The following is a 13,767-nucleotide window of genomic DNA, read 5'->3' as shown; positions in this document are numbered from 1 at the left end:
GCGCAGAGCCGCCCCCGAGACGTAGGAACCGGACCCCACCATGGCCCTCACCACCGTCCGCGCCCCCGAGATCGCGCCGCAGCCCAAGGGTATCCTCGACCCGGCCACCGGCAAGCCGATCGGCGCCAACGACCCGACGTTCCTGACGATCAGCGACGAGCTCGCCGATCGCGGCTTCCTGCTCACCACCACGGACGACCTCATCACCTGGGCCCGCACCGGCTCGCTGATGTGGATGACCTTCGGTCTCGCCTGCTGCGCCGTCGAGATGATGCAGATGTCGATGCCGCGCTACGATTGCGAGCGCTTCGGCTTCGCCCCGCGCGGCTCGCCGCGCCAATCCGACGTGATGATCGTCGCCGGCACGCTGACCAACAAGATGGCGCCCGCGCTCCGCAAGGTCTACGACCAGATGCCGGAGCCGCGCTACGTCATCTCGATGGGCTCCTGCGCCAATGGTGGCGGCTACTACCACTATTCCTACTCGGTGGTGCGCGGCTGCGACCGGGTCGTGCCGGTCGACATCTACGTCCCGGGCTGCCCCCCAACCGCCGAGGCGCTGCTCTACGGCGTTCTGCTGCTGCAGAAGAAGATCCGCCGCACCGGCACGATCGAGCGCTGAGGCGGGGATCCCATGAGCAACGGCATCACCATCCGGGCCCATACCCAGACCGAGCAGGGCGACGCGGCCCTGCTGGCGCTCTCCGACACGCTCGCCGCGGGCCTGGGCGCCGCGATCACCGACCGGGCGCTCGCCTTCGGCGAATTGACGCTGGTGGTCGAGGGCTCGGAGATCCTGCGGGTGCTCACCCACCTGCGCGACGATCCGGCTTGCGCCTTCTCGACGTTCATCGACATCTGCGGCGCCGACTATCCGGCGCGGGCGAAACGCTTCGACGTCGTCTACCACCTGCTCTCCATGCGCCATAACCGGCGCATCCGGGTGAAGGTGCAGACCGACGAGCGCACCCCGGTCCCGTCGGCGATCCCGGTCTTCCCGGCCGCCAACTGGTTCGAGCGCGAGACCTACGACCTCTACGGCATCCTGTTCTCGGGCCATCCGGACCTGCGCCGGCTGCTCACCGATTACGGCTTCGAGGGTCATCCCCTCCGCAAGGACTTCCCGCTGACCGGCTTCGTCGAGGTCCGCTACGACCAGGACGAGGCCCGGGTGGTCTACGAGCCCGTGCGACTGACGCAGGAATTCCGCAACTTCGACTTCCTGTCCCCCTGGGAGGGCACCGACTACGTGCTCCCGGGCGACGAGAAAGCCGACAAGGCACCGGCGAAAGGCTGAGCCGACATGGGCGAGCACAGCATCCGCAACTTCTCGATCAATTTCGGCCCGCAGCACCCGGCGGCGCACGGCGTGCTGCGCCTGGTGCTGGAGCTCGACGGCGAGGTGGTCGAGCGCGTCGATCCGCATATCGGCCTGCTCCATCGCGGCACCGAGAAGCTGATCGAGGTCAAGACCTACCTCCAGGCGACGCCCTATTTCGACCGGCTCGACTACGTCGCGCCGATGAACCAGGAGCACGCCTTCTGCCTCGCGGTCGAGCGGATGCTCGGGATCGAGGTGCCGCGCCGTGCCAAGCTGATCCGCACGCTCTACTGCGAGATCGGCCGGCTGCTCTCGCACCTCCTCAACGTCACCACGCAGGCGATGGATGTCGGCGCCCTCACGCCCCCGCTCTGGGGCTTCGAGGAGCGCGAGAAGCTAATGATCTTCTACGAGCGCGCCTCGGGGGCTCGTCTCCACGCCAACTACTTCCGCCCGGGCGGCGTCCACCAGGACCTGCCGCCGAGCCTGATCGACGACATCGAGGCGTTCTGCGAGACCTTCCCGCAGGTGGTCGACGACCTCGACAACCTCGTGATGGCCAACCGCATCTTCAAGCAGCGCAACGTCGACATCGGCATCGTCACCGTCGAGGAGGCCCTGGCCTGGGGCTTCTCGGGCGTGATGGTGCGCGGCTCCGGCATCCCGTGGGACCTGCGCAAGTCGCAGCCCTACGAGGCCTATGCCGAGATGGAGTTCGACATCCCCGTGGGGAAGAACGGCGACACCTACGATCGCCAGGTCATCCGCATGGAGGAGATGCGCCAGTCGGTGCGCATCATGAAGCAGTGCATCGCCAAGCTGCGCGAGCCGGCCGGCCAGGGCCCGATCGCCACGCAGGACGGCAAGGTCGCGCCGCCGCCGCGGCGCGAGATGAAGCGCTCGATGGAGGCGCTCATCCACCACTTCAAGCTCTACACCGAGGGCTTCCACGTCCCGGCCGGCGAGGTCTACGCCGCCGTCGAGGCGCCCAAGGGCGAGTTCGGCGTGTACCTGGTCGCCGACGGCACCAACAAGCCGTATCGCTGCAAGATCCGCGCTCCGGGCTTCGCTCACCTCCAGGCGATGGACTGGATGTGCCGCGGGCACCTGCTGGCGGACGTGTCGTGCATCCTCGGTACGCTCGACATCGTGTTCGGCGAGGTGGACCGGTGAGGGGGCTCACGCCCTCGCCCGCACCCGTCGGACACGTTTGAGACATGGACGTTTGAGACATGGCCAACCGCAGATTAGCCCCCCTCTCCGAGCAGCCCGAGAGCTTCGCGTTCACGGCTGAAAACGCCGAGTGGGCCAAGGGGCAGATCGCCAAATACCCGGAGGGGCGCCAGGCCTCGGCGGTGATCCCGCTCCTGTGGAAGGCGCAGGAGCAGAACGGCGGCTGGCTGCCGCAGAAGGCGATCGAGGCGGTGGCCGACCAGCTCGGCATGCCGCATATCCGCGTGCTGGAGGTCGCGACCTTCTACACGATGTTCGCCCTCGAGCCGGTCGGCCGCTACTGGATCCAGGTCTGCGGCACGGCGCCCTGCGACGTCTGCGGCGCCCGCGAGCTGAAGCAGTACCTTCACGAGCGCCTTGGCCCGTCGGGCCATGTCAGCCCGGACGGCAACTTCTCCTGGCTCGAGGTCGAGTGCCTGGGCGCGTGTTGCAACGCCCCGATGGCGCAGATCAACCACGACTACTTCGAGGATCTCACGCCTGAGTCCCTCGGCAAGCTCATGGACGACCTCGCGGCCGGCCGGCCGGTGAAGGTCGGCTCGCAGATCGGCCGCACCTCCTCCGAGCCCAAGGACGCGGTGACGACCCTCCAGGACGAGACGCTGTTCGACGGCTCGCGCGTCGGCGCGTGGCGCAAGCGCTTCGAGGAGGAGGGGCTGAAGGAGACCGGCGCCGACTCGACGGGCGAGAAGGCCCGTGCCGACGCCTCGGCCGCCGAGAATCCGAAGGCCGCCCGCCCGGATGCCGGCCGCGCCACCGAGAGCAAGGCTGCCGCCGCGTCCGCGCAGGCCCAGTCTCCCGCCGGCGTCGAGCCGAAATCCGACAAGGGCAAGGTGACGCCGGACCGCACCACCGTCGCGGTCCCCCGCACCGGGTCGGAGACCGTCGGCGCGCCGCAGAGCGGCCGCTCCTACACCCCGACCCCCGTCGACCCCGCGGACGGCCGCCCGGTGGCTGCCGCCAAGGGGACAACGCCGGAGGCCGGCGCCGTGCCGGCGAACGCCCCGGGCAAGACCGACGGATCGCAGGCCAAGCCCGTCGGCGTGACCAACGCGGACAAGGCCGCCGACAAGGGCCCGCCCGGCCCCAAGGCGAAGCAGTAATCTCGACCATGATGCCCCTTTTCACAGCAGGCCTGTAGGACGATCGCCATGCTCGCCGATCAGGATCGGATCTTCACCAACCTCTATGGTCTCCACTCCCCCGGTCTCGAGGCCGCGAAGAAACGCGGCGCGTGGGACGGCACCAAGTTCCTGCTCCAGCAGGGCCGGGACTGGATCATCGAGGAGATGAAGAAATCGGGCCTGCGCGGCCGCGGCGGCGCCGGCTTCCCCACCGGCCTGAAGTGGTCCTTCATGCCCAAGAAGTCGGACGGCCGGCCGCACTACCTGGTGGTGAACGCTGACGAATCCGAGCCGGGCACCTGCAAGGACCGGGAGATCATGCGGCACGACCCGCATCTCCTGATCGAGGGCTGCATGCTGGCCTGCTTCGCCATGGGCGCGCATGCCTGCTACATCTACATCCGCGGCGAGTACGTCGCCGAGAAGCACGCGCTCCAGCGCGCAGTGGACGAGGCCTACGCCGCCCGCCTCGTCGGCGAGAGCAACGTCCACGACTACCCCTTCGACATCTACGTCCACCACGGCGCCGGTGCCTACATCTGCGGCGAGGAAACGGCGCTGATCGAGAGCCTCGAGGGCAAGAAGGGGATGCCGCGGCTCAAGCCGCCGTTCCCGGCCAATATGGGCCTCTACGGCTGCCCGACGACGGTCAACAACGTCGAGTCGATCGCGGTGGCGGGCACCATCCTGCGCCGCGGCGGCGCCTGGTTCGCGGGCCTCGGCCGTCCGGGCAACACCGGCACCAAGCTGTTCTGCGTCTCGGGCCACGTCAACAAGCCCTGCAACGTCGAGGAGGAGCTCGGGATCACCTTCCGCGAGCTGATCGACCGGCATTGCGGCGGCATGCGCGGCGGCTGGGACAACCTTCTGTGCTCGATCCCCGGCGGCTCCTCGGTGCCGCTGGTGCCGGCCGCCGAGATCATCGACGCGCCGATGGATTTCGACACGCTGAAGAACCTGAAGTCGGGCCTCGGCACCGCCGCCGTGATGGTGTTCGACAAGTCGACCGACATGGTCGCGACGATCGCCCGCATCGCGTACTTCTACAAGCACGAGTCCTGCGGCCAGTGCACCCCGTGCCGCGAGGGTACCGGCTGGATGTGGCGCGTGATGCTGCGCATGGCGGAAGGCCGGGCGCAGAAGCGCGAGATCGACATGCTGCTCGACGTGACGAAGCAGATCGAGGGCCACACGATCTGCGCGCTCGGCGACGCCGCCGCCTGGCCGATCCAGGGCCTGATTCGGCACTTCCGCCCCGAGATCGAGAAGCGCATCGACCGCTACACCGCCAACCCGCACCCGACCCCGGTGCCGATGGCGGCGGAGTGAGACGGTGCCGCGTCTGCCGCATCATGACCTGCCTTCCCGGTTCGCCGGCCCGGCGCGCGGAGACGCGCGCCCCGCGGACCTCGCCCGAGAGTTGACCGCATGACCAAGATTCTCGTCGACGGCATCGAGGTCGATGTCCCGCCGGACTACACCCTGCTCCAGGCCTGCGAGGTCGCGGGTGCGGAGATCCCGCGCTTCTGCTTCCACGAGCGCCTGTCGATCGCCGGCAATTGCCGCATGTGCCTCGTCGAGCTGAAGGGCGCGCCGAAGCCCGTCGCCTCCTGCGCCTGGGCCGTGCGCGATTGCCGCCCGGGTCCGAACGGCGAGCCGCCAGCGGTGTCGACCAAGTCGGCCCTGACCAAGAAGGCCCGCGAGGGGGTGATGGAGTTCCTCCTCATCAACCACCCGCTCGATTGCCCGATCTGCGACCAGGGCGGCCATTGCGACCTGCAGGACCAGGCGATGGCCTACGGCGTCGACTCGACCCGCTACGGCGAGAACAAGCGCGCCGTCGAGGAAAAGTATATCGGCCCGCTGGTGCGGACCGCGATGAACCGCTGCATCCACTGCACCCGCTGCGTCCGCTTCCTGGCGGAGGTGGCCGGCGTGCCGGATCTCGGCGCCATCGGCCGCGGCGAGGACATGGAGATCACCTCCTACCTCGAACGCGCGATGGAATCGGAGCTGCAGGGCAACGTCGCCGACCTCTGCCCGGTCGGGGCGCTGGTCCACAAGCCGCAATCCTACAACGTCCGCCCCTGGGAGCTGAACAAGACCGAATCCGTCGACGTGATGGATGCGGTCGGCTCGGCGATCCGCGTCGATACCCGCGGCCGCGAGGTGATGCAGATCGAGCCGCGGGTGAACGAGGCGATCAACGAGGAGTGGATCTCCGACAAGACCCGCCACGTCGTCGACGGCCTGCGCCTCCAGCGCCTCGACCGGCCGTACCTGCGCGAGAACGGCCGCCTGCGCCCGGCCTCCTGGGCCGAGGCGTTCGGCGCGATCGCCGCGAAGCTCAAGGGCGCCGATCCGAAGCGCGTCGGCGCGATCGTCGGCGACCTCGCGGGCGTCGAAGAGATCTTCGCGCTGAAGACCCTGATGGCGTCGCTCAAGGTGCAGAACCTCGATTGCCGCCAGGACGGGGCGGCGATCGATCCCGCCTGGGGCCGGGCCGCCTACACCTTCGGGCCGGGCATCGCCGGGATCGAGCAGGCCGACGCGATCCTGATCGTGGGCGCCAACCCGCGCACCGAGGCCTCGCTCCTCAACGCCCGCATCCGCAAGCGCTGGCGGCTCGCGCCGATCCAGATCGGCGTCATCGGCGAGGATGCGGACCTCACCTATCCCCACACCTATCTCGGCGCCGGCCCCGACACCCTGGCCGAGGTCGCGGCGGGCCGCCACAGCTTCGCCGAGGCGCTGAAGGGCGCCGAGCGGCCGCTCGTCATCGTCGGCCAGGCGGCGCTCGCCCGGCCGGACGGCGCTGCGCTCCTCGCGGCGGTCGCCAAGCTGGTCCAGGGCCTGGGCGCGAAGGCCGAGGGCTGGAACGGTCTCGGCGTGCTCCAGAACGCGGCGTCCCGCGTCGGCGCCCTCGATCTCGGCTTCGTGCCGGGGGAGGGCGGCCTGACCTTCGCCGAGATGGTGCAGGGCGGCGCGCTCGACGTGCTGTTCAACCTCGGCGCCGACGAGGTCGAGGTCGGCCCCGGCGCCTTCGTGATCTACCAGGGCACCCACGGCGACAAGGGCGCCCACCGCGCCGACGTGATCCTGCCGGGCGCGGCCTATACCGAGAAGTCGGCGACCTACGTCAACCTCGAGGGCCGGGTCCAGCTCGCCAACCGGGCCGCCTTCCCGCCGGGCGATGCCCGCGAGGACTGGGCGGTCCTGCGCGCCCTCTCGGACGTGCTCGGCCAGCGGCTCCCGTTCGACTCGCTCGGCGCGCTGCGCAAGGCGCTCTACGCCGCCCACCCGCACTTCGCCGGCATCGACCAAGTTGCGCCGGCCGACGGCGCCGCGGCGCTGACGACGCTGGCGGGTCTCGCGGGCGAGCCCGGCCGCGAGGCGTTCCGCCCCGCGGTGGCGGATTTCTATCTCACCAACCCGATCGCCCGCGCCTCGCGGGTGCTCGCCGAGTGCTCGGGTCTCGCCCGCGGGCGGGCCCTCGAAGCGGCGGAATGAGGAGCACCGACCGATGACCGTCTGGGAGGTGCTCGGCACCGTCCTCCTCATAGGCCTGAAGAGCGTGGCGCTGCTGGTGGCGCTGCTCGTCTTCATCGCCTACGCGCTGCTCGCCGACCGCAAGATCTGGGCGGCGGTGCAGCTGCGCCGCGGCCCGAACGTGGTCGGGCCCTGGGGCCTGTTCCAATCCTTCGCCGACCTCCTGAAGTTCGTGCTGAAGGAGCCGGTGATCCCGGCAGGCGCCAACAAGAGCCTGTTCCTCCTGGCGCCGCTGATCTTCGCCACCCTGGCGCTCGCCGCCTGGGCGGTGATCCCGCTCGCCGACGGTTGGCCGATCGCCGACATCAATGTCGGCATCATCTACATCTTCGCGATCTCGTCGCTCGGCGTCTACGGCGTCATCATGGGCGGCTGGGCCTCGAACTCGAAATACGCCTTCCTCGGCGCGCTCCGCTCGGCTGCCCAGATGGTGTCCTACGAGGTCTCGCTCGGCTTCGTGATCGTCACGGTGCTGATGTGCGCCGGCTCCCTCAACCTGTCGCAGATCGTGCGGGCGCAGGACACCTCGCTCGGCATCCTCGGCTGGTACTGGCTCTGGCTCTTTCCGATGTTCGTGGTGTTCTTCATCTCGGCGCTGGCCGAGACGAACCGCCCGCCCTTCGACCTGCCCGAGGCCGAATCCGAGCTCGTCGCCGGCTACATGGTGGAATATTCCTCCACCCCGTACCTGCTGTTCATGCTCGGCGAGTACGTCGCCATCGTCACGATGTGCGCGCTGGGCACGATCCTGTTCCTCGGCGGCTGGCTCTCGCCGATCCCGTTCGCGCCCTTCACCTGGGTGCCGGGCCTGATCTGGTTCGCGCTCAAGGCCAGCTTCCTGTTCTTCATGATCGCCATGGTGAAGGCGATGGTGCCGCGCTACCGCTACGACCAGCTCATGCGGCTGGGCTGGAAGGTCTTCCTTCCGCTCTCCCTCGTCATGGTGTTCGTCGTCGCCTTCGTCCTCAAGCTGACCGGCCTCGCGCCGGTCTCCTGAAGCCCCCCGTCGGAGAACGAGCCATGAAGCTCGACCAGGTCGCCCGCGGCCTGCTGTTGAAGGAGTTCGTCACAGGGTTCGCCCTGGCGATGCGCTACTTCTTCAAGCCCAAGGCGACGATCAACTACCCCTTCGAGATGGGCCATCGCGGCCCGCGCTTCCGCGGCGAGCACGCCCTGCGGCGCTACCCCAACGGGGAAGAGCGCTGCATCGCCTGCAAGCTCTGCGAGGCGGTGTGCCCGGCGCAGGCCATCACCATCGAGGCGGGCCCGCGCCGCAACGACGGCACCCGGCGCACGACGCGCTACGACATCGACATGGTGAAGTGCATCTATTGCGGCATGTGCCAGGAGGCCTGCCCGGTGGACGCCATCGTCGAGGGGCCGAACTTCGAGTTCTCGGTCGAGACCCGCGAGGAGCTCCTCTACGACAAGGAGAAGCTGCTCGCGAACGGCGACCGCTGGGAGCGCGAGATCGCCCGCAACATCGCGGCGGACGCGCCCTACCGCTGATCGCGGCCGGGGGAGGGCCGCGAGCCCTCCCCGGATCTGAAGACAGGGGAGGGCGGTGATCCTTCCCAGATCGACGCCACATTCGCCGCTCCCCCGGTTGTGCGCCGCGGGAGCGGGTTCTATAGACGAGCCGCCGGCACGCTCCGGGGGTCGGGCAGGAGGCCGCCGCCAGGCGGCATGAATTCAGCGCATGACCGCAGCCGCCGCCTTCTTCTATCTGTTCGCCGCGATCACCGTCGCCTCCGGCTTCATGGTGGTCGCCTCGCGCAACCCCGTCGTTTCGGTGCTCTTCCTCATCCTCGCCTTCGTGAACGCCTCCGGGCTGTTCGTGCTGATGGGGGCGGAGTTCCTGGCCATGCTCCTGGTCGTGGTCTATGTCGGCGCCGTCGCGGTGCTGTTCCTCTTCGTCGTCATGATGCTCGACGTCGATTTCGCGGCGATGCGCCAGGGCTTCCAGGACTACCTGCCGGTCGGCGGCCTGATCGGGGCGGTCTTCCTGGTCGAGCTGCTCCTCGTGGTCGGCTCCTGGGCGATCGATCCGGGCCTCGTCCACGGTCCGCTGGCGGTCTCGCCCGGATCAGAGACGGTCACCAACACGCAGGCCCTCGGTCTCGTTCTCTACACCAACTACTTTTTCTTCTTCCAGATCGCCGGCCTGATCCTGCTGGTGGCGATGATCGGCGCGATCGTGCTGACCCTGCGCGACCGTCCGGGCGTCAAGCGCCAGGACATCGCGATCCAGAACGCCCGCACGCAGGCCAGCGCTGTCGAGGTCCGCCAGGTCCCGACCGGCCAGGGCGTCGAGGTCTGAGGGCCGGCCTGACCGCGGTCGAACGAGTTCGTGCGGGGCTGCCCCAAGCCTCGCGATGCTGATGGCAAGAGCGGCGGGGCAGGCGCCCCGCGACACGAAGGCGGCCGCCCGCGGCCGAGAGGCACGATGATCGGTTTGAGCCATTACCTGACGGTCGCCGCGATCCTGTTCACCCTCGGGGTGCTCGGCATCTTCATCAACCGCAAGAACATCATCGTGATCCTGATGTCCGTCGAGCTGATCCTGCTCGCGGTGAACATCAACCTCGTGGCGTTCTCGACCCATCTCGGCGACATCGTCGGCCAGGTCTTCGCCCTGTTCGTGCTCACGGTCGCCGCCGCGGAGGCCGCGATCGGCCTCGCCATCCTGGTGGTGTTCTTCCGCAATCGCGGGTCGATCGCCGTCGAGGACGTCAACATGATGAAGGGCTGACGCGGCTCACCGAGCCCGCACGCCCTTTCCCCTAAGAACCAGCGCCACAGCGGCAACCGCCACGCGAGGCCGGGACCCGAGCATGTACCACGCGATCGTCTTCCTGCCCCTGATCGGCTTTCTCATCGCCGGTCTGTTCGGGCGCCGCATCGGCCCGCGGGCCAGCGAGGTGGTGACCACCGGCATCCTCGTCTTCGTGGCGCTCCTGTCCTGGGTCGCCTTCTTCGAGGTGACCGGAGGGCACGGCCACGGCGCCACCACGTATCACGTCGCGACGTGGTTCACCGCCGGCGGCCTGACGGTCGACTGGGCGTTCCGGGCCGACACGCTGACCGCGGTGATGCTGGTCGTGGTCAACAGCGTCTCGGCGCTCGTCCACCTCTACTCGATGGGCTACATGCACGAGGATCCGCACCGGCCGCGGTTCTTCGCCTACCTGTCGCTCTTCACCTTCGCCATGCTGATGCTGGTGACGTCGGACAACCTCGTCCAGATGTTCTTCGGCTGGGAGGGCGTCGGCCTCGCCTCGTACCTGCTGATCGGCTTCTGGTACGAGAAGCCCTCGGCCAACGCCGCCGCCATGAAGGCGTTCATCGTCAACCGCGTCGGTGATTTCGGTTTCTCCCTCGGCATCTTCCTCTGCTTCGTGCTGTTCGGCGCGGTCTCCTACGACGCCATCTTCGCCAAGGTGCCGGAGCTCAAGGACGCGACGTTCCACCTGCTGGGCTACGACTGGAACGCGCTCACCATCTGCTGCCTGCTGCTGTTCATGGGTGCGATGGGCAAGTCGGCGCAGTTCCTGCTGCACACGTGGCTGCCCGACGCGATGGAGGGCCCGACCCCGGTCTCGGCGCTCATCCACGCCGCCACCATGGTGACCGCCGGCGTGTTCATGGTCGCCCGCCTGTCGCCGCTCTTCGACGCGGCGCCCAACGCGCTCATCGTCGTCACGGTGATCGGCGGCATCACGGCCTTCTTCGCGGCGACCGTCGGCCTCGTGCAGAACGACATCAAGCGCGTCATCGCCTACTCGACCTGCTCGCAGCTCGGCTACATGTTCGTCGCGCTCGGCGTCGGCGCCTACGCGGCGGGCGTCTTCCACCTCTTCACCCACGCCTTCTTCAAGGCGCTGCTGTTCCTCGGCGCCGGCTCGGTCATCCACGCGATGCACCACGAGCAGGACATGCGGAACATGGGGGATCTGCGCCGCTACATCCCCTTCACCACCGCCATGATGGCGATCGGGACGCTCGCGCTGATCGGCTTCCCGTTCACCGCCGGTTTCTACTCGAAGGACGCGATCATCGAGGCGGCCTACATGTCGACCCGCCCGGGCCACACGCTGGCCTTCCTGGCGACCGTCATCGCGGCCTTCTTCACCTCGTTCTACTCCTGGCGCCTGTTCTTCATGACCTTCGAGGGTCGGGCCCGCTGGCAGAATGCGCATGGCCACGGCCATGACGACCACCACGCCGACGCGCACGCCCACCATGCCGTCGCCCACGCCTCGGCCCACACGTCGGCCCACACGTCGGCCCATGCCTCCTCCGCCATCGCCGACGGCGCCCCCGGCCACCACGAGGGTGTCGCCCACGACGACAAGGGCCACGACGTCGAGCCGGCCTCGCGCTCGGCCATCGAGCACCACGACGACCACCACGCCCACACCCCGCACGAGAGCCCGAAGGTGATGACGATCCCCCTGGCGATCCTCGCCATGGGTGCGCTCTTCGCCGGCCTGGTGTTCAAGAACCGCTTCATCGGCGAAGGCATGGACGAGTTCTGGAAGGGCGCGCTCGCGCACGGCCCCGACAACCACATCATGCACGACATTCACAACGCGCCCGCCTGGGTGCAGCACTCGCCCTTCGTGATGCTGGTGCTGGGCTTCGTGCTCGCCTTCTGGATGTATATCCGCCGTCCGGAGCTGCCGCATCAGCTCGCCACCAACCAGCCGCTGCTGTACCGCTTCCTGCTCAACAAGTGGTACTTCGACGAGATCTACGACCGGATCTTCGTTCGCCCGGCCAAGGGCTTCGGCGAGTTCCTGTGGAAGGTCGGCGATGGCCGGATCATCGACGGGATGGGCCCGAACGGCATCGCCGCTCGCGTGGTCGATGTCACCCGCGGGGTGGTCCGCCTGCAGACCGGCTACGTCTACCACTACGCTTTCGTGATGCTGGTCGGCGTCGCGGCCCTGGTGAGCTGGTACCTCATCACCGGCGTCTCCGCGGCCACCCACTGATCTGACCGGAGAACAGAGACTCATGCTCGGCCTCGGGATCCTCTCCGGCCTCCTCGTCCTGCCCCTCGTCGGCGCCGCATTCATCCTGACGCTGCGCGGCGACGAGGAGTCGGTCCGTCGCAACGCCCGCTGGGCGGCGCTCATCGCCACCCTCGCCACCTTCCTCCTGTCCCTCGTCGCCTGGGGTCGCTACGACACCGCGACCTCGCAGTTCCAGCTCGTCGAGACCCATGCCTGGCTGACGGACACGATCCGGTTCAAGCTCGGCGTCGACGGCTTCTCGATGCCGCTGGTGCTGCTCACCACCTTCCTGATGCCGTTCTGCGTCGGCGCCTCCTGGCTCTCGATCGAGCACCGGGTGAAGGAGTACTTCGTCGCGTTCCTGGTCCTCGAGACCACGATGATCGGCGTGTTCTGCGCCCTCGACCTGGTGCTGTTCTACCTGTTCTTCGAAGCCGGCCTGATTCCGATGTTCCTCATCATCGGCATCTGGGGCGGCAAGCGCCGGATCTACGCGTCGTTCAAGTTCTTCCTCTACACCCTGCTCGGCTCGGTGCTGATGCTGCTCGCCATCATGGCGATGTACTGGCAGGCCGGCACGACCGATATCCCGACCCTGCTGCAGACCCGCTTCCCGGCGAACATGCAGATCTGGCTCTGGCTCGCCTTCTTCGCCTCCTTCGCGGTGAAGATGCCGATGTGGCCGGTCCATACCTGGCTCCCCGACGCCCACGTCGAGGCGCCGACCGCCGGCTCGGTCATCCTGGCGGGCATCCTCCTGAAGATGGGCGGCTACGGCTTCATCCGGGTCTCGCTGCCGATGTTCCCGGACGCGTCGCACTACTTCGCCCCGATGGTCTACACGCTGTCGGTCGTGGCGATCATCTACACCTCTCTGGTCGCGCTGGTGCAGACCGACATCAAGAAGCTGATCGCCTACTCCTCGGTGGCGCATATGGGCTTCGTGACGCTCGGCCTGTTCACGCTGAACGAGCAGGGCATCCAGGGCGCCCTGTTCCTGATGATCTCGCACGGCATCGTGTCGGGCGCGCTCTTCCTCTGTGTCGGCGTCATCTACGACCGGATGCACACCCGCGAGATCTCGGCCTATGGCGGCCTCGTCAAGCGCATGCCGCTCTACGCCGTCGCCATGATGGTCTTCACCATGGCCAATGTCGGCCTGCCGGGCACCTCGGGCTTCGTCGGCGAGTTCCTGGCCATGATGGGCGCCTTGCGGGCCAACCCGATGGTCTCGTTCTTCTCGGTCTTCGGCATCATCCTGTCGGCGGCCTACGCCCTGTGGCTCTTCGCCCGGGTGGTCTATGGCAAGCTCGAGAAGCCGAGCCTGCAGGGGATCACCGACCTCGATCGCCGCGAGATGCTGATCCTCGCCCCGCTCGTCGTCCTGACGATCTACTACGGCGTCCATCCCGGCCCGATCCTCGACGTCTTCGCGCCCTCGACCGACGCGCTGATGCAGGGGATGCGCGCCGCCCTCTCCACGACCCAGACCGCTGCCGCGGCCCTGCCGGTCCCGCACTGA

The 13,767-nt window shown here is 68.3% G+C and carries 12 protein-coding genes; all 12 read left to right on the top strand.

Features of this window, described 5'->3' with window-relative positions:
- Window positions 1–40: 40 nt before the first annotated feature.
- Window positions 41–622: a NuoB/complex I 20 kDa subunit family protein gene (locus miv_RS25350; RefSeq protein WP_048425437.1), complete on the top strand. Its 582-nt coding sequence runs from the start codon at window positions 41–43 to the stop codon at window positions 620–622.
- Between the two features lie 12 nt (window positions 623–634).
- Window positions 635–1,297, top strand: a complete 663-nt coding sequence (locus miv_RS25345) for an NADH-quinone oxidoreductase subunit C (RefSeq protein WP_207179595.1) — start codon at window positions 635–637, stop codon at window positions 1,295–1,297.
- Window positions 1,298–1,303: 6 nt separating this feature from the next.
- On the top strand, window positions 1,304–2,494 hold the full coding sequence (locus miv_RS25340) for an NADH-quinone oxidoreductase subunit D (protein ID WP_048425439.1): 1,191 nt from the start codon (window positions 1,304–1,306) through the stop codon (window positions 2,492–2,494).
- A 59-nt stretch (window positions 2,495–2,553) separates the two neighbouring features.
- Window positions 2,554–3,657: an NADH-quinone oxidoreductase subunit NuoE gene (gene nuoE, locus miv_RS25335; protein ID WP_207179593.1), complete on the top strand. Its 1,104-nt coding sequence runs from the start codon at window positions 2,554–2,556 to the stop codon at window positions 3,655–3,657.
- Window positions 3,658–3,705: 48 nt separating this feature from the next.
- Window positions 3,706–5,007, top strand: a complete 1,302-nt coding sequence (gene nuoF, locus miv_RS25330) for an NADH-quinone oxidoreductase subunit NuoF (protein ID WP_048425441.1) — start codon at window positions 3,706–3,708, stop codon at window positions 5,005–5,007.
- A gap of 99 nt (window positions 5,008–5,106) precedes the next feature.
- Entirely contained in the window at window positions 5,107–7,188 is a 2,082-nt protein-coding gene (nuoG, locus tag miv_RS25325) for an NADH-quinone oxidoreductase subunit NuoG (RefSeq protein WP_207179590.1), read from the top strand.
- Window positions 7,189–7,201: 13 nt separating this feature from the next.
- Window positions 7,202–8,224: an NADH-quinone oxidoreductase subunit NuoH gene (gene nuoH / locus miv_RS25320; protein WP_048425443.1), complete on the top strand. Its 1,023-nt coding sequence runs from the start codon at window positions 7,202–7,204 to the stop codon at window positions 8,222–8,224.
- A gap of 23 nt (window positions 8,225–8,247) precedes the next feature.
- Window positions 8,248–8,736 (top strand): NADH-quinone oxidoreductase subunit NuoI, encoded by a 489-nt coding sequence (gene nuoI, locus miv_RS25315; RefSeq protein WP_048425444.1) that lies wholly within the window; start codon window positions 8,248–8,250, stop codon window positions 8,734–8,736.
- Window positions 8,737–8,926: 190 nt separating this feature from the next.
- A complete protein-coding gene (locus miv_RS25310) occupies window positions 8,927–9,547 on the top strand; it encodes an NADH-quinone oxidoreductase subunit J (RefSeq protein WP_048425445.1) in 621 nt (206 codons plus the stop codon).
- 126 nt (window positions 9,548–9,673) lie between these two features.
- Window positions 9,674–9,979, top strand: coding sequence for an NADH-quinone oxidoreductase subunit NuoK (gene nuoK, locus miv_RS25305; protein WP_048425446.1), 306 nt, complete (start codon window positions 9,674–9,676; stop codon window positions 9,977–9,979).
- Window positions 9,980–10,061: 82 nt separating this feature from the next.
- Entirely contained in the window at window positions 10,062–12,224 is a 2,163-nt protein-coding gene (nuoL, locus tag miv_RS25300; protein WP_207179588.1) for an NADH-quinone oxidoreductase subunit L, read from the top strand.
- A gap of 22 nt (window positions 12,225–12,246) precedes the next feature.
- Window positions 12,247–13,767, top strand: coding sequence for an NADH-quinone oxidoreductase subunit M (locus tag miv_RS25295; RefSeq protein WP_207179586.1), 1,521 nt, complete (start codon window positions 12,247–12,249; stop codon window positions 13,765–13,767).

Source organism: Methylobacterium indicum (assembly GCF_017347565.1).
Taxonomy (GTDB): Bacteria; Pseudomonadota; Alphaproteobacteria; order Rhizobiales; family Beijerinckiaceae; genus Methylobacterium; species Methylobacterium indicum.
Note: the sequence above shows the minus strand (reverse complement) of the source record. Positions and strands in the feature narration are given on the sequence as shown.